The following is a 22,209-nucleotide window of genomic DNA, read 5'->3' on the forward strand; positions in this document are numbered from 1 at the left end:
AGGCCGCGCCGGATTTCTCAACAAGACAGCCCTTGGGTGATCATTCTTCTTGTCGAGGGAAGAAGATCCATAACCAAGGGCTGTCGTGATGACTAGTGTGCCTGATCTATGTCCGGTTGGTGCATGGGGGGACCTGACGCGGTTCCGGGGTGAGTTCTACGGCTGTCTGACCGCGCGGGCCGATGCGACATTCGAGCTGGCCGAGGCGGTGTTACGCAGTGATGGACCAGTGCGTTCGCTGGTGGAGTTGTCCCTGGTCGGTGAGCACCGTCGAGGTCATGGGTCGCTGTATGCGGCGTTGGATCGGGGACGGCTCGACGTGGGGCGGCTGCGTCGGGCGTTGAGCACAGTGCCCCTGCCCAGAGCGGCAGACGGGCGGTTGGTGCTGGCGGTGGATGTGACGTGCTGGCTGCGGCCGGACGCGCACACCTCGCCGGAGCGGATCTTGTGCCACACCTATGGGCGGGGCAAGGATCAGCACATCATGATCCCGGGCTGGCCGTACTCGTTCGTGGTGGCGTTGGAGACGGGCCGCAGCTCGTGGACGGCGCCGCTGGATGCGCTCCGGCTGGCGCCGGGGGATGATCTGGCCGCGGTGACCGCCGCCCAGCTGCGCGAGGTAGTCGAGCGGCTCATGGTGGCCGGGCATTGGCAGTGCGGTGACCCCGACATCCTGATCGTGGCCGATGCGGGTTATGACGGGCCGCGCTTGGCATGGTTGTTGCGTGATCTGCCCATCCAGATTCTGGCCAGGATGCGTTCGGATCGGGTGCTGCGCCGGGCAGCACCGGCGCGGGTGCCGGGGACCAACGGCCGGCCACCGCGTCATGGGGGCGAGTTCGTCTTCGGTGACCGGGGCAGTTGGGGCGAGCCTGACGTGGCCACCGAGACCGAGACCCGCCTGTATGGGCGCGCCGCCGCCTGGGCTTGGGATCGGCTGCACCCGCGGTTGACCCGCCGTGCGGCCTGGGTCGATTCAGCTGAGCTGCCGATGATCGAGGGCACCGTGATCCGTCTGGAGGTGGACCATCTGCCCAGCGGAGCGATTCCAAAGCCGGTGTGGCTGTGGTGGTCCCAGGTGGACGCCACCGCAGTGGAGGTGGACCGGATGTGGCAGGCGTTCCTGCGCCGCTTCGACATCGAGCACACCTTCCGCCTGCTCAAACAGACCCTCGGCTGGACCTGTCCCAAGATCCGCGATCCGCGGGCGGCTGATCGTTGGACCTGGCTGATCCTGGCCGTCTACACCCAACTCCGGCTGGCCCGTCCCTTGGCCGCCGACCTACGCCGTCCTTGGGAGGAGCCTGCATCCCCGCAGCGTCTGTCGCCCGCTCGCGTTCGTCGAGGGTTTCGGCACCTGCGCGCCAAGACGCTCAGTCCGGCCCAGGCACCGAAACCTTCCCGGCCAGGACCGGGACGGCCATCAGGGCGCCGCAACAACCAACCCGCCCCACGCCACGACGTCTACACTGCCACCGGCCTGACCACCACGAAGATCCCTGCCCGGAAACCGACGACGAAGAAATCCGCCAACCCACGTCCTCGACGCACAGGTTAAAGATCAAGCTAGCCGCGGAATCCCGCGAAGGGCCCTGCCATCCGGCGGGGCCCTTCGCTGTTTGACAGTCCCGCGCGCCCCGCACATACTCGGATCCGAGTAATAGGAGGCAAGCGATTGGGATCGAGTAAGCGACGCCCGGTGTCGAACGCGCTGGGCCTGGCCGTGCTAGGGCTGCTCATCGAGGCCCCGCTGCACCCGCACGCCATGGCCGCCGCCCTGCGCGAACGCGGTCAGGACCGGGTGTTCAAGGTGACCACCGGCTCCCTGTACGACGTCGTACGGGCGCTGGAGCGGGCCGGCTGGATCGAGGCGCGGGAGACAGTGAAGGTCGGCGCCCGGCCGGAGCGCACCGTCTACCAGCACACCGAGCTGGGGCGGGCCGAGTTCACGCGGTGGGTGGAGGAGCTGATCCGCGTGCCGGCCGCCGAATACCCCAAGTTCCTGTCCGCGGTGGCCTACCTGGGCGCGCTCGGCCCGGAAGGGGCCGCGGCGGCGCTGCGAGACCGCGCCGCGCGAGTGCGCGCGGCGCTGGAGGAGCATCGGCGCGAGCACGGCGAGCTGATGGCGACCGGCAAGGTGCCGCGCCTGTTCGTGATCGAGGTGGAGTACGCGATCCGCGTGCAGGAGGCCGAGCTGGGCTGGATCGAGGAGACCGTGGCCGACATCGAGACGGGCCGGCTGGCCTGGCCGGACGTCTCCGGCTGGGTGCGTGGCGAGGAGGAAGAGCTGCGAGCGGGCGAGGAGAAGAGGCAGGGAGTGGGCGAGGGGGAGGGGTTGTGAGTGGGCGAGGAGAACAGGCTGCGAGCGGGCGAGGAGGCGAAGAAGTGAGTGGTGACGGCACGATCTTGGTGGCGGGCGCGGGGCCCGCGGGGCTGATGCTGGCGGCCGAGCTGACGCTGGCCGGAGCCGAGGTGATGGTGCTCGACGCGCTGCCGGAGCGCTCGCCGTACTGCCGGGGATTCAACCTGAACGCCCGCAGCCTGGAGCTGCTCGACCGGCGCGGCATCGCCGGGCGGTTCCTGGCCGAGGGGCCCACCGTGGCGTTCGCCATGTTCGCCGATCCGGCCAGGCCGCTGGACCTGTCGGTGATGGACAGCGACCATCCGTACGTGCTGGGCATCGCGCAGACCCGCGTCGAGGAGCTGCTGGAGCAGTGGCTGGCCGAGCTGGGCGTGCGGGTGCGCCGGGGGCACACGGTCGTCGACCTGGAGCAGGACGGCGACGGGGTCGAGGTGACCGTCGAAGCGGGCGGGAAGCGGCAGCGCATGCGGGTCGCCTACCTCGCCGGGTGCGACGGCAGCCGCAGCGTCGTACGCAAGCGCGCCGGCATCGCCTTCCCCGGCACGCCCGCCACCAGCTTCGGCGTACTGGCGGACGTCGAGCTGGCCGACCCCGCCGCTCTGCCGTTCGGGATGACCAAGGGCGAGCACGGCGTGGCGTTCGTGATCCCGCGGCCCGGATACGCCCGCATCGTGCTCGACGACCCCGAGCCGCCCGCCGATCGAGACGAGCCGGTGACCCTGGACTACTTCCAGCGCCTGCTGGACCACCAGCTCGGCCGGCGGGTGGAGCTGCGCGAGCCGCGCTGGCTCACCCGCTTCGGCAACGCCGCCCGGCTGGCCGACCGCTACGTCGCGGGCCGGGTCGTGCTGGCCGGCGACGCCGCGCACATCCACCCGCCGACCGGGGCGGTGGGGGTGAACGTGGCGCTCGCGGACGCCGTCAACCTCGGCTGGAAGCTCGCCGCCACCGTGCTCGGGCACGCGCCCGGCGGCCTGCTGGACAGCTACCACGAGGAGCGGCACGAGGCGGGGGAGCGGCTGCTCGGCACCCTGCGCGCCCAGGCGGCCCTCGCCGCCCACGACCCGGCCGTCGCCCCGGTGCGGGAGCTGTTCGCCCAGCTCGTCGAGCAGGTGCCGGGCGCCGGCAAGTACCTCGCCGAGCTGGCGGCCGGGGTGAGCACCCGCTACGACCCGAAGATCCCCGGCGGGCACCCGTGGCTCGGCCGCCTGGCTCCCGACCTGGAGCTGACCCTCGACGGCCGCCGCACCAGCGTCGCCGAGCTGCTGCGGCCCGCCCGCCCGCTCCTGCTCCGCCTCGGCGACCGTCCCCTGCCGGCGGTCCCCGGCGGCTGGGTGGACACCCGCGACGCCCGCTGCCCCGCACAGCCCGGGCTCGAAGGGCTGCTGCTCCGCCCCGACGGGCACGCCGCCTGGGTCTCCACCACGGCCGACCCTCAGCCGGCGGACACCCTCGCCTCGGCCTTGGAGACCTGGTTCGGCGCACCCGTGCCGATCACCCCCTGATCGCCGTTGTGGCGGTCACCCTTGATCGCGCCCGTACGCGTCACCCCTGCCGGAGCACAAATCGTTAAGAGGCTTCCGCGATCTACACGCGACGTAGGGGTGCCAGAGGTCGCGGGTCAGGCGGACTGACGGCGTACCAGGCGGGCGGGCACGACCAACTCGGTGGACGGCTCGTCGATGGTGCCCCGCAGCCGTTCGAGCAGGCGCACGGCCGTGGCCTGGCCGATCTCGCGGGCCGGGTTGGCCATGGTGGTCAGGCCGGGCGAGACCAGGCCGGCGGCGTCGATGTCGTCGAAGCCCATCACGGCCAGATCCTCCGGGACGCGCAACCCGCGCCGCGCCGCCACGTCGAGGGCGCCGATCGCCATGACGTCGTTCGCGCACAACACGGCATCGGGCGGCTCGGGCAGCGCCAGCAGCCGCGCCACGCCCTCCGCGCCGCCCGCTCGGCTGAACTCGGTGTGCGACACGAGCGCCTGACCGGCTGGCACACCGGCCTCGGCGAGGGCCGCGCGGTATCCGGCGACGCGCTCGGCCGCCGGCCCCTCGGCCGCCGGGCCGCACACGAAGGCGATCCTGCGGTAGCCGCGGGCGAGCAGGTGGCGGGTGGCCTCGGCGGCGCCGCCCTCGTCGTCGCTGTGGACCACGTCCACCCCGCGCTGGACCAGCCGCCCGCCGAGCCGTACCACGGGGATGCCCGCCTCGATCACCGGCCGCAGGTCCGCCGCGTGGGTGTGGAAGACCGCGAACGCCAGCCCGTCCACCTGGCGGGCGATCATCTGCTCGATCGCGGCCTGCTCGACCCGCCGCACCCCGTCGGTGTTGCTGATGATCTGGTCGTAGCCGGCGGGGCCCAGCACGTCCTGCAGGCCGCGGGCCAGTGCGGGGTAGAAGGGGTTGGTGATGTCGGGGATGATCAGGCCGATGGTCTGGCTGCGGCTGGTGCGCAGCCCCCTGGCCAGGACGTTGGGCTGGTAACCCAGCTCCTCGATCGCCTCCAGCACCCGCCGCCGTGTCTCCTCGGCGACGGGGCGGCGGCCGTTGAGGGTGTGGGACACGGTCGTCGCGCTCACCCCGGCCAGGTCGGCCACCCGCCGGATGCTCGGCCGCTCGCCTCTCAGCGCGCGGGGCTGCTCGGTGAGCAGCGGTGGGACGCGGCGCGCCGCCGCCAGTCCTGGACCATGGGGTTCTGTGTCGGTGGGGCCGCCGTCTCGCGGGTGGGTCTCGGCCGCGCCACCGCTGGGCTTCGCGCTCTCGCCGGGGCCCTGGAAGAAGGCTTCGAACGCGCCGCCCAGTACGGCGTAGGCTTCCTCCAGCGTGCGCATGCCGCGCACGACGGCCTCGGCGGGCGGCACCCGGTCGGCGGCCTCCAGCAGGATCGACTCCCACACCTGGCGGAGCGGCCCGAGCGCCGTCGCGGCCAGAATCCGCGCCCTGAGCCGGCCCCCGCCCTCCCCCCTGACGATCGCTCGCGCTTCCGCCTGCGCCGCGCCGAGCAACCCGGCCGGTGCCTCCGCCAGCGATACGGCGAGCGCCTCCGCCAGCGAACGTTCCCGCGCCGCGAACAACTCCCGCCCATACGCCCGCAACGTCTCGCTACCCCGATAAATCCGCCCGAACAGCGCAAGCCCACCAACAGACCCAGACCGCAACAACCCGCTCAGCGCGACAGCCGCCCCCAGACCCCGCCGCAGCAACCCCGCCACCTCGGCCGGATCCCCTGCCAACAGCGGCTCATGCTCGTAAAAGAGCTGCTCCTTGACGGGAAAGTAGTTGAACACGGTCTTGGCCGACACATCAGCCGCCTCCGCCACCTCGCTCACGGTCACCGCGTCGAAGCCCCGCAACGCGAACAACCGCATCGCCGCGTCCGCGATCGCGCGCCGCGTCTCGGCCTTCTTCCGCTCACGCCGGGCCGGGGGCTGCTGGGTGGGCATGCCCGGATCTTACATCGACACGATCCTTTCAGTCACTATAAGTTCAGGGCGCCTCCGGGCCGCCGCCCGGCTCGGTGTGAGCAGGCAGCATGTCTGTCCGGCGGATGCGGCGTCCAAGGTGCGTTCAGCGGCTGTAAGTTCGCGCGGCGGCATGCCCGCCCGGCACGGGACGACGGCACCCACATGCGGCGGGCCCCCGTGGTCGGCGGCAGGGGGCCGCCCACAACCTTCCGTCGGTGCCGGGCGGGCGTGAGTTTGGATTAAAGGCCCTCCGGCTCGACCATGCAAGAGGGTGGAGCGCTCCAGGCCGATATTTGCGCGAAGTGATCGAGATTTTGCGCCGCTAAGTCGTCCCGCGCCGTTCACTCACTGAAGTGTCAAGCTCTTGACAGCCATATTTCGGCGCGGTAAGCAACTCGTTAGATCCTGATATCACCCGACAAATCGTCAAGCGCAATCGCATCTGCAAAGCGCGGTCGGCGCGCGCCTTGCCTGACGTCCCCCCGGTCAGGAAAGGAAGCCCATGTCTGCGTGGTCGAGGCTGCTCGTCGCGGCGTCGCTGGTGTTCACCGGCGCGGCGGCGATCGACATCCCACCCGGCGACTACCAGCACGTCCAGCTCGCACTCGGGCCGCCGGAGCTGGGCGAGCCCATGTCGCTCGCGGTCCTGCCCGACAGGTCGGTGCTGCACACCGCCCGCGACGGCACCGTCCGGCACACCGACGCCTCCGGCGCGACGAAGGTGGCGGGCAAGCTGGACGTCTACACCCACGACGAGGAGGGCCTGCAGGGCATCGCCATCGACCCGGGCTTCACCACCAACCGCTTCGTCTACCTCTACTACTCGCCCAGGCTGAGCACTCCGGCCGGCGACGCCCCCGTGACCGGCACCGAGGCCGACTTCGCCCCCTGGAAGGGGCACCTGGACCTGTCGCGCTTCACGCTCAAGGCCGACAACACCCTCGACCTGGCCGGCGAGAAGGTGGTGCTGGAAGTGCCCAACGATCGCGGCCAGTGCTGTCACGTGGGCGGCGACCTCGACTTCGACGCCGCCGGCAACTTGTACCTGACCACCGGCGACGACACCAACCCGTTCGAGTCGAGCGGCTACTCCCCGCTGGACGAGCGGACCAGCCGCAACCCCCAGTTCGACGCCCAGCGCACCTCCGCCAACACCAACGACCTGCGCGGCAAGCTGCTCCGTATCAAGCCGCAGCCCGACGGCACCTACACCGTCCCCAGCGGCAACCTGTTCCCCCCGGGTACGGCGGGCACCCGGCCGGAGATCTACGCCATGGGCTTCCGCAACCCGTTCCGGATGAGCGTGGACAAGCAGACCGGCACGGTCTACCTGGGCGACTACGGTCCCGACGCGGGCGGCGCCGACCCCGGCCGCGGCCCGGGCGGCCAGGTGGAGTTCGACCGCGTCACCGGCCCCGGCAACTACGGCTGGCCGTACTGCACCGGCACCAACACCGCCGCCGAGACCTACACCGAGTACACCTTCCCCAGCGGCCCCTCCGGCGCCAAGTACGACTGCGCGGGCGGCCCCGTCAACAACTCCTTCCGCAACACCGGCCTGGCCAGGCTGCCCGCCGCCAAGCCGAGCTGGATCAAGTACGGCGACGCGGGCTCGCCCCCGGAGTTCGGCGGCGGCTCGGAGTCGCCCATGGGCGGCGAGGTCTACCGCCATGACGCCGGCTCCTCCTCGGCGGTCAAGTTCCCGCAGTCGCTGGACGGCCGGTACTTCGCCATGGAGTTCGGCCGCCAGTGGATCAAGGCGATCGAGGTCGGGAGTGACGGCACGCCCGGCGTGATCGAGGACTTCCCGTGGGACGGCACGCAGATCATCGACGCGGAGTTCGGCCCCGACGGCGCCCTGTACGTGCTGGACTACGGCACGGGCGGCGGCAACCAGGCGCTGTACCGGATCGAGTACCTGGGCGGCGCGAACCGCAACCCCGTCGCCAGGGCCGCCGCCGACAGGACCTCCGGCACGGCGCCGCTGACCGTGGCCTTCTCCTCCGCGGGCAGTTCCGACCCCGAGGGCGGCGCGCTCACCTACAGGTGGGACTTCGGCGACGGCACCTCCGCCACCCAGGCCAACCCCACCCACACCTACACGGCCAACGGCACGTTCCGGCCGACGCTGACCGTACGCGACCCGCAGGGCCTGACCGGGACCGCCAGCCTGGTGATCACCGTCGGCAACACCGCGCCCACCGTGACGCTCACCACGCCGGCCGACGGTCAGCTCTTCTCCTACGGGCAGGCCGTGCCCTTCCGCGTCACCGTCGCCGACCCCGAGGACGGCACCGTGAGCTGCGCCGCCGTCAAGGTGACGTACCTGGTGGGACACGACAGCCACACCCACGCCATCACCTCCGGGAACGGCTGCGAGGGATCGATCACCATCCCGCCCGACGGTGAGCACGACGCGGCGGCCAACCTCTACGGGGTCTTCGACGCCGAGTACACCGATCGGGGCGGGCTGACCGGCCACAGCGTCCGCACCCTGCAGCCGGCGCACCGCCAGGCCGAGCACTTCGGCGCCCAGCAGGGCGTCCAGATCGCCGCCCACGGCGGCGCCGAGGGCGGCGCCACCGTCGGCTTCACCGACAACGGCGACTGGATCTCCTTCGAGCCGTACCTGCTGGCGGGAGCCACCCGCGTGACCGCCAGGGTCTCCTCCGGCGGCCCCGGCGGGACCATCGAGGTGCGCGCGGGCTCCGCGACCGGGACCCTGCTGGGCACGCTCGCGGTGGCCGGCACGGGCGGCTGGGACACCTTCACCGACGTCTCGGCGAACCTGAGCGGCACCGCCCCGTCCGGCCCGACCAAGCTGTTCCTCGTCTTCAAGGGCGTCACGGGCCAGGGCAACCTGCTCGACGTGGACGCCTTCACCCTCGCCACGGGAGCCACGACCGCCGAGGGCGAGTCGTACACGTCCAGCTCGGGGGTGCAGATCGCCGCCCACCCGCCCGCCAGTGGCGGCAGGACGCTCGGCTACGTGGACAACGGCGACTGGGCGGGCTACGCGAACGTCGCCACGACCGGCGCGAAGACGTTCGCCGCCCGCGTCTCCTCCGGCGGGGTCGGCGGCACCATCCAGGTCCGCTCGGGCTCGGCCACCGGCCCTCTGCTGGGCTCGGTGGCCGTGCCCGTCACGGGCGGCTGGGAGAGCTTCCAGAACGTCTCCACCGCGCTGGCCGGCTCCGGCACCGGGCCGCTGTTCCTGGTCTTCACCGGCGGCAGCGGCAACCTCTTCGACCTCGACACGTTCACGATCACCAGGTAGGCGGCGATGCTGTCCAAACTCCTGAGCCTCGCGCTCGTCGCGGCGAGCCTGACCGCCGTCCCCGCGGATCCGGCCTATCAGGTGCTGGTCTTCTCCAAGACCGCCGGTTTCCGCCACGACGCCATCCCCGCGGGCGTCCAGGCCATCCGCGACCTCGGCGCGGCGAACGACTTCACCGTGACCGCCACCGAGGACGCCGGCGCCTTCACGAACCTGTCCGGCTACGAGGCCGTGATCTTCCTCAACACCACCGGCGACGTGCTCGACGACACTCAGCAGGCCGCCTTCCAGTCCTACGTGGACGGGGGCGGCGGCTACGTGGGCGTGCACGCCGCCGCCGACACCGAGTACGGCTGGCCGTACTACGAGAAGCTGGCCGGCGCGTACTTCAGGAGTCACCCCGCCGTCCAGCAGGCCACCGTCCGCACGGAGAGCCGCGCCCACCCCGCGACCGCGCACCTCGGCCCCGCCTGGACCCGCACCGACGAGTGGTACAACTACCGCACCAACCCCCGGGCGTCGGCACGCGTCCTGCAGTCGCTGGACGAGACCACCTACAGCGGCGGCGACATGGGCGGCGACCACCCCATCACCTGGTGCCACCCCCAGGGCCGGGGCCGCGCCTTCTACACCGGCCTCGGCCACACCGTCGAGTCCTACGCCGACCCGGCCTTCCGCAGCGTGCTGCTCGGCGGCATCCGGTACGCGGCCGGGGTCGCCCAGGCCGACTGCCGCCCCGAGAACGGCTACACCCCGCTCTACAACGGCTCCACCAGCGGCTGGTCCCAGGCAGGGCCCGGCGGCTTCGGCAACGCCGACGCCACCCTCACCTCCCAGGGCGGGATGGGCCTGCTCTGGTACTCGGCCAGGGAGCTCGGCGCGTACTCGCTGAAACTGGACTGGCGGGTGACGGGCGACAGCAACTCCGGCGTCTTCGTCGGCTTCCCCGCCTCGGCCGATCCGCAGTCCGCCGTGGACAACGGCTACGAGGTGCAGATCGACGCCTCCGACACCCCCGACCGCACGACCGGCTCGGTCTACGGCTTCCAGGCCGCCGACCAGGCCGCCCGGGACGCCGCCCTCAACCCGCCCGGCTCGTGGAACACCTACGAACTGCTCGTGGAGGGCGAACGGCTGCGCGTCTATCTCAACGGCGTCCAGATCAACGACTTCACCAACACCGACCCCCGGCGCTCGCTGCGCCAAGGCCACGTCGGCATCCAGAACCACGGCGCCGCCGACCAGGTCGCCTTCCGCAACGTCCGGGTCAAGGAGCTGAGCGGCGGCGGCAGCGTCACCGTCGAGGGCGAGTCGTACACGTCCAGCTCGGGCGTGCAGATCGCCGCCCACCCGCCCGCCAGCGGCGGCAGGACGCTCGGCTATGTCGACAACGGCGACTGGGCGGGCTACGCGAACGTCGCCACGACCGGCGCGAAGACGTTCGCCGCCCGCGTCTCCTCCGGCGGGGTCGGCGGCACCATCCAGGTCCGCTCGGGCTCGGCCACCGGCCCTCTGCTGGGCTCGGTCGCCGTGCCCGTCACGGGCGGCTGGGAGAGCTTCCAGAACGTCTCCACCGCGCTGACCGGCTCCGGCACCGGGCCGCTGTTCCTGGTCTTCACCGGCGGCAGCGGCAACCTCTTCGACCTCGACACCATCACCCTCGACACCGGCGGCACCGCGCAGCCGCCGTCGGACAAGGTGCACGTCTTCTACTACCCCTGGTACGGCTCGCCGCAGGTCAGCGGCGGCTGGCGGCACTGGCAGCAGGGCGGGCGCACCCCTCCGGGCGACATCGGCGCCGACTTCTACCCCGCCCTGGGCGCGTACGACTCGGGGGACTTCACCGGAGCGGTGGCCCAGCACATGAAGTGGATCAGGCAGTCGGCCGCCGGGGTGCTGGTGCTGAGCTGGTGGGGCCGCGGCAGCTACGAGGACGGCCTGGCGCGCGGCGTCATGGACGCGGCGGCCAGGGAGGGGCTCAAGGTGGCCTGGCACCTGGAGCCCTACTCCGGCCGCACCGCCGCCTCCACCGTGGACGACATCCGCTACATCAACCAGACCTACGGCGCGCACCCGGCCTTCAGCAACGCCTTCTACGTCTTCGAGAGCCTGCGCATCACCGACTGGTCCGCCCTGGACCAGGTGAACCAGGGCAACGTCATCCTGGCCCAGACCACCGACACCTCCAAGATCGCCCACTTCGGCGGCATGTACACCTACGACGCGATCGCCGGCGCCACCGCGCCCGGCTGGCAGCAGGCCGCCGACTACGCGCGGCAGCACGGCCTGGTGTGGGCGCCGTCCGTGGGGCCCGGCTACCTCGACGACCGCGCGGTGCCCGGCAACACCACGCCCACCCTCGCCAGGGACGACGGCGCCACCTACGACAAGGAGTGGTCCAACGCGCTGGCGACCATGCCCACGTGGGTGTCGATCACCTCGTTCAACGAGTGGCACGAGGGCAGCGTGATCGAGCCGGCGGTGCCGCGCGCGGGTTACCAGAGCTTCGAGGGCGCCTACGGGCGCACGGGGGCCGCGGCGCAGACGGCGTATCTGGACCGGACGGCGTACTGGGTGGGGAGGTTCGCCGGGAGCTGAGCCGCACTACTTGACGGACGATAGCAAGTACTTGCTATCGTCCGTCAAGTGACGACGACCCACGAGCACGTCGAGCTGGTGGCCGCGCTGGTCCGGCTGCTGGAGACACGGGTGCTCGACCCGCTGGAGATCCTGCTGTCCTCCGACGAGCTGCTGACTCCGATCAAGGCCCGCCTGCGGGTCGAGGCCGAGGTCTGGGCCGCCCAGCTGCTCGGCCGCGACCAGCGGCAGGCCGCGTTGACGGCCGCCAGGCTGATCGCGGTCCTGTTCCCCGGAGACGAGCCCTTCGACCCGCCCGAGCAGTGGTGGCGCACCCCGCTGGGCCGCGCCGTGGCGCGCGGCGCCGGCCATCCCGCCAAGGAGGCCGTCTCCTTCGCGACGGCGGGCGCCATGCTCGGCATCACCCGCCAGGGCGTGCACGACCTGGTGAAACGCGGCAAGCTCGACAGGCATCCCGACGGCGGCGTCACGACCGGCTCCATCCACGCCCGGCTCAACCGCCCCAAGGAGAGTGCCCAGTGACCGCATCCGATCTCGTCGTCGGTGACCGCCCCGTCCCCCTCGCCGTCCGCGACCACGGCGGCGACGGCGCCCCCATTCTGCTGCTGCACGGCCTCGGCGGCACCCTGCTGCACTGGGACGCGGTCGCGCCCCTGCTGACCGGCTCCCACCGGGTCGTCGCGATGGACCTGCGCGGCCACGGCCTGTCGGGCGACGGCCCCTGGGAGTGGGAGGCGGTCCTGGACGACGTACGAGCCGTCGCCGATCACCTCGGCCTGGACCAGCCCTTCGTGGTCGGCCACTCCCTCGGCGGCATGGTCGCCGTGCGGTGGGCGCTGCGCCACCCGGACGCGCCCGGCATCGTCAACCTCGACGGCCTGCGCTCGGCCGAGACCGAGCCGCGGCACTACGCCGGCCTCGCCCAGGAGGAGCTCCAGGAGCTGCTCGCGGAGGTGAAGGCCGTCTTCGACGCGCAGGCCGCGGCGATGGCGCAGCCGCTGCCGGAGGCGCACGCCGCGATGTACCCGCAGCGGTCGCTGCTCACCACCGGCGAGGGCGTCTTCGTCCGGCCGAGCGCCGCGCTGGCCGCGCAGGTGCGCTACGACCCGTACTTCCTGGACAGCGTCGAGCCGGTCGCGGAGATTCGCTGCCCCGCCCTGTTCGTCCTGGCCGGGCGGAACCTGCCCGGGCTGCCCGGCCGGGTCGGCGAGCTCATGACGGCGCAACGCGCGGGCATCCGCCGCGACCTGCTGTCGCTCCTGGCCGACCGGCCGCACCTGCGCCTCCTCGACCTGGACGCCAGCCACGCCATGGTGGTCGAGCGGCCGGAGGAGGTGGCGCGGGCGATCCTGGACTTCCACGCCGAGACCACGGGCCGCACCGGGCCGGCCGGGCGTGACGAGAGCACCGGCCGGCCCTGGATCCCTTCCGCTTGACGCGCGGCCAAGCGGACCTGCGGACTTGGCAAGGATCCCGGCCGGGCCGCGGGCACCCGCGCGTGTCCCGCCTGCCGCGGGGTAGGCCACCCCGGACCGCGAAGGACGCGAGAAGGAGCCCCATGGCGACGCGCAACGCCATCGCACTGCCCGGCACGATCCTGGGGGTCGGTCTCGGCGGCTTCGTCGACGGCATCCTGCTGCACCAGCTCCTGCAGTGGCACCACATGCTGAGCAGCACCGACACCGACAACGTCGGCGTGCGCCACTACCCGGTGGACACCCTGCCGGGGCTGCGGATGAACACGGTGTGGGACGGGCTGTTCCACACCTTCACCTGGCTGGCGGTGCTGATCGGGCTCGGCCTGCTCTACTCCCGCGTCACCGCCTCCCGGGGCCGGCTGTGGCGGTCGCGGGCGCTCTGGGGCTGGATCCTGGTCGGGTGGGGCCTGTTCAACCTGGTGGAAGGCGTCATCGACCACCACCTGCTGGGCATCCACCACGTCCGTACCGGCCCCGGCCAGCTCTGGTGGGACCTGGGCTTCCTGCTCCTAGGCGCGCTCCTGGTGATCGGCGGGTGGGGGCTGCAGCGCGGCGCCCGGCAGGTCGACCTGTGCCGGGACGACGAGCGGGCGACCCGGGCGTGACGCATCACGGCGACCACAGCGGCGTGCCGGCGCCGGTCCTGCTGCCGGTCCTGCTGCTGCTCCTGGCCGCCGCCTACCTGGTGCCCGCGGCACGGGCCACCGGGTGGAAGGGGTGGCGCTCTGCGCTGTTCGTCGCCGGGCTGGCGCTGGTGGCGGCGGCCCTGACGGGGCCGATCGCCGCCTGGGCCGCCACGGACTTCCGCGGCCACATGGTGCAGCACCTGCTCGTCGGCATGCTGGCACCGCTCGGCCTGGTGCTCGGGGCGCCGGTGACGCTGCTGCTGCGCTCGCTGCCGGCCGCCCGCGCCCGCCGCCTGGCCCGCCTGCTGCGCCACCGCGCCGTCCACGCCGTGGCCAACCCGGTCACCGCCCTGCTGCTGAGCGCGGGCGGCATGATCGTGCTGTACTGCACGCCGCTCTACCGGCTCGTCCTGGCGCACGGCGCCCTGCACGCTGCCGTGCACGTGCACTTCCTGCTGTCGGGCTGCCTGTTCGCCTGGGTGATCGCCGGGCCCGACCCGGCCCCGCGCCGCCCCACGGTGGTGGCCCGGCTGGTGGTGCTGGGGGTGGCGATCGCCGCGCACAGCGTGCTCTCCCAGCTCATGTACGCCGGCGTCGGCGTGGACCTGCCCGTACCCGAGGAGCAGCGCCGTGGCGCCGCCGAGATCATGTACTACGGCGGCGACCTCGCCGAGCTGCTCCTGGCCCTCGCCCTCGTGGCCGGCTGGCGGCCCAGGCCCGCCGCGCGGAGGCGGGTGACCGCCGCCGCAGCGGAGCAAGGGGGATGACCGGGCCGCAACGGAGCAGCGGGTGTGACCGGAGCCACGCCGATCAACGCGCCTGACCGGCGGTCGCCCGGGTAGCGGGGCGACATGGGGGAACGGGTCATCGCGGTGATCGGGGTGGGGCCGCGAGGCCTGTCGGTGCTGGAACGCCTGCTCATGCGGCTGCGCGACACCCCGCCCGGCGGCCACGACGAGGTGACGATCTGGGCGTTCGACGCCGTCGGCCACGGCGGCGGCCGGGTCTGGCGGGTCGACCAGCCGTCCTGGCTGATGGCCAACACCACGGCGGGCGAGAGCACGATGCGCGGGCCCGGCGACGACGGCCTGCCCGCCGACCGGTACGGGACGATGGCGCGCTGGGCCGGCCTGGAGCCGGGCGCCTACCCGGCCCGCCGGCTCTACGGGCAGTACCTGGCCGAGGTGTTCCGCGCGCTGTGCGCGACGGCCCCGCCACGCGTGCGCGTCCGTCCCGTGCGGGCCGAGGTCACCCGGATGACCCGCGTGCCGGGCGGGCTGCGGCTGGTCGCGGGCGGCACCGCGTACCGGGTGGACAAGGCGGTGCTGGCCACCGGCCACGGCAGCCTGGAGCCCGACGCGGAGCAGCTCGCCTGGCTGCGGCACGCCGACGACCACGGCCTGCGCTACCTGCCGCCGGGGCTGGCCGCGGAGATGCCGCTCGACGACCTGCCGCCGGGGGCCGAGGTGGCGGTGCGCGGGTTCGGGCTGACGTTCTACGACGTGATGCGGGCGGTGACGCTGGGCAGGGGCGGGCGGTTCTCGCCCACGCCCGCCGGGCTGCGCTACCTGCCCAGCGGGGACGAGCCGATCCTGCTGGCGCTCTCGCGCGGCGGGCTGCCGTTCCTGGCCAGGCCGGAGGTGCCCGACTTCCCCGCGCCGCCCGTACGGCTGCGGGTCGTGACGGAGGAGCGCCTGGCGGAGCTGCGCGCGACGGCGCTGGCGGCCACCGGCACGCCGCAGCTCGACTTCGCCCGGCTCGTCGAGCCGCTCATCCAGTTCGAGGCGGACCTGGCGTGCTCCACCGGGGCCGCCCATCCGCTCACCAGCCTGGCCAGGCCCTTTCGCGACCGGTGGTTCGCCTCACCGGCCGACTACCACGCCGGCCTGGCCCGGCTGCTGCGCGCGGACGCCCGGCGGGCGGGCGCGGGGTGCGTGGACGGCACGGTCAAGGCGGCCACCGAGATGCTGCGCGCGATCCGGCCGCTGCTGCCGCAGATCGTGGACTTCGGCGGGCTGCTGCCGCACTCGCACCGGGACTTCCTGGACAGGTTCGTGCCGGAGAGCTTCGTGTTGTCGGCCGGGCCGCCCGCCGCGCACGTCGACCAGCTCGCGGCGCTGATGGAGGCCGGGATCGTGCGGCCGGTCGGGCCGGGAGCCCGCGTGGAGGCGGTGCCGGGCGGGTTCGGGGTGGGATCGCCGCAGGTGGGCGGGTCCCGGCGGGTGACCAGGGTGCTCGTGGACGCGCGGGCGCCCGCGCGCGACCTGTCCAGGGACGTCTCGCCGCTGATCAGGCAACTGCTGGCGGACGGGATGGTCAGCGAGTTCGTGAATGTGGACCCGGCCACCGGGGCGCGCTTCGACGCGGGCGGGCTGGCCGTGACGCGGGCGCCGTACCGGGTGATCGACGCGCTGGGACGGGCGGCGGGGGACCTTCACGCGCTCGGCGTGGCCACCAACCACACCCGCTGGTTCACCGAGGTCGGCACCGGCAGGCCGGGCCAGGACAGCCCGTTCTTCCGCGACGCGGACGCGGTGGCCGCCGCCCTCCTCGCCCGCCCCTGAACCGGCGCCGCGCTGCCGCCCTGAACCGGTGCCGCGCTGCCGCCGCTGGGAGGGCCGTTTGAGCGTGCAGGCGCAGGGCAGGGTCCGCGTCGAGCAGGTGAGCTGCCGGCGCCGGACGCACACGGCCGTTGCGGGCGCAGCCGGGAACCAGGAACGCGAAGGAGGATCGTGATGCGTCTGCCCGTCGCCCGCGGCCCGATCACAGCCGGGCTCTTCGCCCGCCTCGCCGGCCCGCCGGTGGAGCTGGACCCGCCGCTGGTCACCCCGCCGCCCGCCACCGCGCTGGACGACGGCGACCTCCAGCTCGCCCTGTTCGCCTGCTACGAGCTGCACTCGCGCGGCTTCGACGACGTGGACGACCTCTGGGAGTGGCAGCCGTCCCTGCTGGCCACCCGCCGCGAGCTGGAGCGCTCACTGGAGTCCGCGCTCGCCCGCGCCGTCCCGCGCCCGCCCGCCCCGCCGCCGCAGGACGTCCGTCACGCGCTGGCCGAGCTGGTCGCCAAGGAGCAGGCGAGCGGCCCCTCGCCGGCGGCGCACCTCCAGCGCGAGGCCGACCTGTCGCGCTACCGCGAGCTGCTCGTGCACCGCTCGATCCACCACCTCAAGGACGCGCACACGCAGGCGCCCGCGCGCCTGCCCGGCACCCTGTCCGACGAGCCCGGCGGCCACGCCGAGCCCACCAGCGCCCAGCTGTTCAGGGCCACCATGGCCGGCCTCGGCCTGGACGACGCCTACGGCGCCTACCTGAACGACGTGCCCGGCATCACGCTCGCCGTCACCAACGTCATGTCGCTGTTCGGCCTGCACCGGCGGCTGCGCGGCGCCCTGGCCGGCCACCTCGCGGCACTGGAGCTCACCTCGTCGCCGCCCGGCCACCACGTCGCCGCCGACCTCTGCGCCGGGCTGGCCGCCCAGGAGCCGTCGCTGACCGGCGACATCCTGTACGGCGCCGCCTGCGCCCTGACCCTCGAACGCCGCTGGGCCGAACACGTGCTGGCCCGCTGGCGGCAGGGCCTCAGCTCCCTTGAGGGCGCGGAGCCGCTCGCGCGCGACGGCAAGGAGGGCGAGGCGATGGCGGCGACGAGCTGAGAGCGCCGCACCCGGGGCTGAACCGATCGGTGGAGACGGTCAGCCGATCGGTGGACTCCCTATCTCACCCGCCTTTTCACGACATCGGCTGATGTGCCGTTCCTGCCGGATTGCGAGGCTGATGACCTCCGATCCGAAAGGGAGCGAGCCACATGCCAGCAGGGAACGACTCCACCACCAGCACCCCGATGAGCCGTCGCGGGATGCTCGCCGCCACGGCCACGGCCACGGCCACCGCCACCGCCACCGCCCTCGGCACGGCGGCCGCCGGCGCCGCGCCGGCGCAGGCGCGGACCGCTGAGCCGGCGGGGCCGGGCTTCGGGCCGGTGACCGTACGGCCGGGCGACCCCCGCTACGACAACCTGCTGCGCGGCAACAACTTCCGCTTCGCCGGGCAGCCGGACGAGATCCGCGTCGTCGCCTCCACCGAGCAGGTGGTGCGCGCGGTGTCGGACGCCGTCCGCTCCGGCCGGCGGATCGCGGTGCGCAGCGGCGGCCACTGCTTCGAGAACCTCACCGCCGACCCGTCGGTGCGCCTGCTCCTCGACCTGTCGCCGATGGACGAGGTCGGCTACGACGCCCGCCGCCGGGCGTTCGCCGTGCAGCCCGGCGCCACCCTCGGCGACGTGTACCGTACCCTGCTCAAGGGCTGGAACGTCACGATCCCCGGCGGCGGCTGCCCCGAGGTGGGCGCCGGCGGGCACTTCGCGGGCGGCGGGTACGGCCCGCTGTCGCGCCGGTACGGCTCGGTCGTCGACCACCTGTACGGCGTGGAGGTCGTGGTCGCCGACCGCGACGGCACCGTCCGCGCCGTGGTCGCCACCCGCGAGCCCGGCGACCCCAACCGCGACCTGTGGTGGGCCCACACCGGCGGAGGCGGCGGCAACTTCGGCGTCGTCACCCGCTACTGGCTGCGCTCGCCCGGCGCCACCGGCACCGACCCGTCCCGCCTGCTCCCGGCGGCGCCGCGGCGCATGCTGCAGCACGTCGTCATGTGGTCCTGGGAGCACCTGACCGAGCAGTCGCTCACCGGGCTGCTGCGCAACTTCGGCACCTGGCACGAACGCAACAGCGCCCCCGGCTCCCGGTCCGCCGGCCTGTACGGCATCCTGCAGCCGTCGCACCGCGCGGGCGGCACCGTCATGCTCGTGGCCCAGATCGACGCCGACCTCCCAGGCGCCGAAGACCTGGTGACCGGCTTCATCTCCGCGGTGACCGACGGCCTGGACCTCACCCCCGTGCTCGACCTGCGCAGCACGATTCCCTGGCTGCACCGGATGACCTGGCCGGGCAGCGGCGAGCCGGGCGACGTGCTCGTCCGGCGCTACAAGATCAAGGCCGGCTACCTGCGCCGCTCGTTCACCGACACCCAGCTCGCCGCCGTCTACCGCCACCTGACGAACTCCACCGGCGGCCCGGGCGCCGGCCTGCTGCTCGTCGGCTACGGAGGCCAGGTGCGGGCGGTCGAGCCGGCCGCCACGGCGATCGCCCAGCGCGACGTGATCATGAAGGCCGTCTACCAGACGGTCTGGGCCGACGAGGCCGACGACGCCGCCAACCTCGCCTGGGTGCGGGGCCTCTACCGCGACGTGTACGCCGACACCGGCGGCGTGCCCGTGCCCGGCGAGGTCAACGACGGCTCCTACATCAACTACCCCGACGCCGACCTGGCCGACCCGGCGTGGAACACCTCGGGCGTGTCCGCGCAGACCCTCTACTACAAGGACAACTACCCCCGCCTCCAGCAGGTGAAGGCCCGCTGGGACCCGCGCGACGTCTTCCGCCACGCGCTGTCCGTCGAACCGCCCCGGGCGGGCTGACCGGCGGCGGCTAGATTGTCAGGCACCAGGACAGGAGGGGACGGATGCGCGACGCAGCGACACGATGGCCCCTGGTGCTGGCCGCCGGGCCGTACGCGTTGCTGGCGCTCCTGACCGCCGTCACCGTGGCACTCCACCGCTCAGAGGGCTCCTCGCCGCTCGCCGACCTGGTGCTGTGCGCACTGATCGCGGCCTGGATGCTGGGCCTGTTCACGCTGCGGCCCGCCTGGCGCGGGCGGGCGCCCGTGATGGCCGTGTTCGTCGCCGGGCTGATCCTGCTCACGGGCGTGCTGGTGGTGACGGCCCCGTGGTTCGGGCTCTTCACCCCCGTCGTGTACGTCTTCACCTTCCGGCTCCTGCGCTGGCCGTGGCAGCCGGTCGGCGTCGGCGCGGTGGCGGTGGTGGCGGGCACGGCGCAGGCGTACGACGTGGACAAGAGCACCGGCGTCGGCCTGATCACCTACGCCGCCGTGGTGGCCGCGAACGTCGTCCCCATGTGCGCCTTCGCCTGGTTCGCCCGGCGCGCGGCGCTGCAGGAGGAGGAGCGGGAGCGGGCGCTGCACGAGGCCCGCGAGGCCAACCGCAGGCTGGCGGCCTCGCTCGCCGAGAACGCGGCCCTGCACGAGCGGCTGCTGGCCCAGGCCCGCGACGCCGCGGTGCAGGAGGAGCGGCAGCGCATGGCACGCGAGATCCACGACACGCTGGCGCAGGGCCTGACCGGCATCATCGCCCAGCTGCGCGCCGCCGAGGGCGCGGGCGACGACCCGGCGATCCGGCGCCGCCACGTCGCCGCCGCCACGAAGCTCGCCAGGGAGAGCCTGTCGGAGGCCCGGCGGTCGGTGCACGCGCTGCGGCCCGAGCCGCTGCGATCGGCGCGGCTCAGCGAGGCGCTGGCGGGCGTCGCCGAGCGCTGGTCGGCGCTGCACGAGATCCCCGTCCAGGTCACCACCACCGGCACGGCCCGGCCGATCCGGCCCGAGGCGGAGGTGGCGCTGCTGCGCATCGCCCAGGAGGCCCTGGCCAACGTGGCCAAGCACGCCCGGGCCCGCCGGGTGGGGGTGACGCTGTCGTACCTGGAGCACGAGGCCGCCCTGGACGTCCGCGACGACGGGGACGGCTTCGACCCGTCCCGCCTCGCCACCATCGAGGGCTTCGAGGCGGCGCGGCTCGACGACAGCGGACCGCCCGCCTCCGACCCCGGCCCGCTCACTCCCGGCCCCGACCCCCGGCCCGCCCCTGGAGGGTCGCTGCCCGATCGCGGCGGGTTCGGCCTGATCACGATGCGGCAGCGCGTCGAGAGCCTTTCCGGCACCTTGCAGATCGAATCGGAGCCGGGCGGCGGCACGGGCATCTCGGCCCGCGTCCCCCTCGAACGGGCGGAGGTGTGCGGATGACCCCCATCCGCCTGCTGATCGTGGACGACCACCCGGTCGTCAGAGACGGCCTGAGCAGCATGTTCGCCCGCGACCCCGACTTCGAGGTGCTCGGCGAGGCCGGCGACGGCGCGCAGGCCGTCCGGCTGGCGGAGACCCTGCGCCCGGACGTGATCCTCATGGACCTGCGCATGCCGGGCACGGACGGCGTCAGCGCGACCAGGCAACTCACCGAGCGCGCGAACGCGGCCCGCGTGCTGGTGCTGACCACGTACGACACCGACAGCCACGTGCTGCCCGCCATCGAGGCGGGCGCCACCGGCTACCTCCTCAAGGACGCACCCCGCGACGAACTGCTGCGCGCCGTCCGCGCGGCGGCCCGCGGCGAGGCGGTGCTCGCCCCGTCGGTGGCCGCCCTCCTGATGGGCCGCGTACGCCGCCCCGCCCCCGGCCCGCTCAGCCCGCGCGAGGTGGAGGTGCTCCACCTGGTGGCCTCCGGCGCCACGAACCGGGAGGCGGCCGCCAGGCTGTTCCTCACCGAGGCGACCGTCAAGTCCCACCTGCTGAGCATCTACGCCAAGCTCGGCGTCAAGGACCGCGCCGCCGCCGTCTCCGAGGCCTTCAACCGGGGCCTGCTCACCCCACGACCACCCGAACAGCCCTGACCCCAGCGGCGGCGCATGCCGTCTCAGAGAACGCCGAACGCCGACGGCCGCCCCGACAGCCGCGCGGCCTCCTCCCGCGCCACGGCCGGCGACACCCGCTGCGGCGTCCGCCTGATCTCCGCCTCCAGCTCCGCCAGCACCGTCTCGGCCTGCTGCCGGAGCCGCCGCCGGTGATGCCCCAGCTCCTCCCCGAACCTCCTGGCCACGGGCCCGATCCACACCGCGTCACCGGAGAATAGCTCGAACGGCTCGTCCAGCGCCGCCCGCAACCTCGCGACATGCTCCTCGACCCTGACCTGAGCCTGGCGCAGGGCGGCATAGCGGGGATTGTCCACCGGGATCTCGGTCATCGTGGCCAACCCATCTCGACGTTACGGGTACGGCGGGGGGTGGGTGATGGAGGATGGGGGCGGCGGGGCAGGCGTTCGGGACGGAGAGGGTGTCGATGGCACCGGTGTGGCGTTGGGCGGCTGTGGTGGGGGTGGCCGGGGTTCTGGGGGGGTGTTCGGCGGGGGAGCGGGGGCCGACGGTGGAGCAGGCTGGGGAGATGCTGCAGCGGCATATCACGGAGTTGATGGAGTCGGTGGATCCGGAGGAGACGGTGGTGGTCGATGCTGGGGGGAAGGATGTGCCATGCGGGTCTGGGGGGGTGAAGCGCACGTACGGGGTGAGGTCCACCTTTGCCAGGCTTGACGACAACCTCATCGCCGAGATGGCGGGAAGGCTCGGCACGACGTGGGGCTACGAGGTGCACGACCCCTACAAGCCGGGGCTGCCCAGGACGACACTCAAGCTCGCCTCGTCCCGCACCAGCATCACCGTGGAGACGCCCAGCGACCACGAGGCTGTGGCCATGGGCGAAACGGACTGCATCCCACGCGGATAGCTCAGACA

17 protein-coding genes are annotated in these 22,209 nt (G+C 73.3%); 15 read left to right on the forward strand and 2 right to left on the reverse strand.

All coding sequences use genetic code 11. The features are described 5' to 3' along the window. Positions 1 to 88: 88 nt before the first annotated feature. The 3 genes from LCN96_RS25160 to LCN96_RS25170 all read left to right on the forward strand — a co-directional run bounded on the left by LCN96_RS25160 (position 89) and on the right by LCN96_RS25170 (position 3,867). On the forward strand, positions 89 to 1,558 hold the full coding sequence (locus tag LCN96_RS25160) for an NF041680 family putative transposase (protein ID WP_225275342.1): 1,470 nt from the start codon (positions 89 to 91) through the stop codon (positions 1,556 to 1,558). Between the two features lie 141 nt (positions 1,559 to 1,699). Then, positions 1,700 to 2,341, forward strand: a complete 642-nt coding sequence (locus LCN96_RS25165; protein ID WP_225275343.1) for a PadR family transcriptional regulator — start codon at positions 1,700 to 1,702, stop codon at positions 2,339 to 2,341. Positions 2,342 to 2,385: 44 nt separating this feature from the next. Continuing rightward, positions 2,386 to 3,867, forward strand: coding sequence for an FAD-dependent monooxygenase (locus LCN96_RS25170; RefSeq protein WP_225275344.1), 1,482 nt, complete (start codon positions 2,386 to 2,388; stop codon positions 3,865 to 3,867). Between the two features lie 116 nt (positions 3,868 to 3,983). Here the strand turns inward: LCN96_RS25170 and LCN96_RS25175 are convergent, their stop codons facing one another. After that, positions 3,984 to 5,804 carry a substrate-binding domain-containing protein gene (locus LCN96_RS25175; protein WP_225275345.1) on the reverse strand — a complete coding sequence of 607 codons (1,821 nt, stop codon included), beginning with the start codon at positions 5,802 to 5,804 and terminating at the stop codon, positions 3,984 to 3,986. 523 nt (positions 5,805 to 6,327) lie between these two features. Here LCN96_RS25175 and LCN96_RS25180 point away from each other — a divergent pair. The 11 genes from LCN96_RS25180 to LCN96_RS25230 all read left to right on the forward strand — a co-directional run bounded on the left by LCN96_RS25180 (position 6,328) and on the right by LCN96_RS25230 (position 21,315). Then, positions 6,328 to 9,102: a carbohydrate-binding protein gene (locus LCN96_RS25180; RefSeq protein ID WP_225275346.1), complete on the forward strand. Its 2,775-nt coding sequence runs from the start codon at positions 6,328 to 6,330 to the stop codon at positions 9,100 to 9,102. A gap of 6 nt (positions 9,103 to 9,108) precedes the next feature. Continuing rightward, positions 9,109 to 11,700, forward strand: a complete 2,592-nt coding sequence (locus LCN96_RS25185; RefSeq protein ID WP_225275347.1) for a ThuA domain-containing protein — start codon at positions 9,109 to 9,111, stop codon at positions 11,698 to 11,700. A gap of 48 nt (positions 11,701 to 11,748) precedes the next feature. Continuing rightward, positions 11,749 to 12,222: a hypothetical protein gene (locus LCN96_RS25190; protein ID WP_225275348.1), complete on the forward strand. Its 474-nt coding sequence runs from the start codon at positions 11,749 to 11,751 to the stop codon at positions 12,220 to 12,222. Beyond that, positions 12,219 to 13,136, forward strand: a complete 918-nt coding sequence (locus LCN96_RS25195; protein WP_225275349.1) for an alpha/beta fold hydrolase — start codon at positions 12,219 to 12,221, stop codon at positions 13,134 to 13,136. Before LCN96_RS25190 ends, LCN96_RS25195 begins: the two co-directional genes overlap by 4 nt. Before the next feature lie 122 nt (positions 13,137 to 13,258). Next, positions 13,259 to 13,783, forward strand: a complete 525-nt coding sequence (locus LCN96_RS25200; RefSeq protein WP_225275350.1) for a DUF2243 domain-containing protein — start codon at positions 13,259 to 13,261, stop codon at positions 13,781 to 13,783. Further along, positions 13,750 to 14,571 (forward strand): cytochrome c oxidase assembly protein, encoded by an 822-nt coding sequence (locus LCN96_RS25205; RefSeq protein WP_225275351.1) that lies wholly within the window; start codon positions 13,750 to 13,752, stop codon positions 14,569 to 14,571. Before LCN96_RS25200 ends, LCN96_RS25205 begins: the two co-directional genes overlap by 34 nt. 84 nt (positions 14,572 to 14,655) lie before the next feature. Beyond that, on the forward strand, positions 14,656 to 16,368 hold the full coding sequence (locus LCN96_RS25210) for an FAD/NAD(P)-binding protein (RefSeq protein ID WP_225275352.1): 1,713 nt from the start codon (positions 14,656 to 14,658) through the stop codon (positions 16,366 to 16,368). 171 nt (positions 16,369 to 16,539) lie between these two features. Next, the gene (locus LCN96_RS25215; protein WP_225275353.1) at positions 16,540 to 17,457 is read left to right on the forward strand and encodes an iron-containing redox enzyme family protein; all 918 of its coding nucleotides are present in this window, start codon (positions 16,540 to 16,542) and stop codon (positions 17,455 to 17,457) included. Between the two features lie 152 nt (positions 17,458 to 17,609). Continuing rightward, positions 17,610 to 19,277 carry an FAD-binding oxidoreductase gene (locus LCN96_RS25220; RefSeq protein WP_225275354.1) on the forward strand — a complete coding sequence of 556 codons (1,668 nt, stop codon included), beginning with the start codon at positions 17,610 to 17,612 and terminating at the stop codon, positions 19,275 to 19,277. A gap of 44 nt (positions 19,278 to 19,321) precedes the next feature. Beyond that, positions 19,322 to 20,671, forward strand: coding sequence for a sensor histidine kinase (locus tag LCN96_RS25225; protein WP_225275355.1), 1,350 nt, complete (start codon positions 19,322 to 19,324; stop codon positions 20,669 to 20,671). Continuing rightward, a complete protein-coding gene (locus LCN96_RS25230; protein ID WP_225275356.1) occupies positions 20,668 to 21,315 on the forward strand; it encodes a response regulator in 648 nt (215 codons plus the stop codon). Before LCN96_RS25225 ends, LCN96_RS25230 begins: the two co-directional genes overlap by 4 nt. A gap of 23 nt (positions 21,316 to 21,338) precedes the next feature. Here the strand turns inward: LCN96_RS25230 and LCN96_RS25235 are convergent, their stop codons facing one another. Continuing rightward, positions 21,339 to 21,665: a hypothetical protein gene (locus LCN96_RS25235; protein ID WP_225275357.1), complete on the reverse strand. Its 327-nt coding sequence runs from the start codon at positions 21,663 to 21,665 to the stop codon at positions 21,339 to 21,341. A gap of 53 nt (positions 21,666 to 21,718) precedes the next feature. Here LCN96_RS25235 and LCN96_RS25240 point away from each other — a divergent pair, with 53 nt between their 5' ends. Next, positions 21,719 to 22,201: a hypothetical protein gene (locus tag LCN96_RS25240; protein WP_225275358.1), complete on the forward strand. Its 483-nt coding sequence runs from the start codon at positions 21,719 to 21,721 to the stop codon at positions 22,199 to 22,201. Positions 22,202 to 22,209: the final 8 nt, after the last annotated feature.

It is taken from the genome of Nonomuraea gerenzanensis, assembly GCF_020215645.1.
GTDB lineage: Bacteria > Actinomycetota > Actinomycetes > Streptosporangiales > Streptosporangiaceae > Nonomuraea > Nonomuraea gerenzanensis.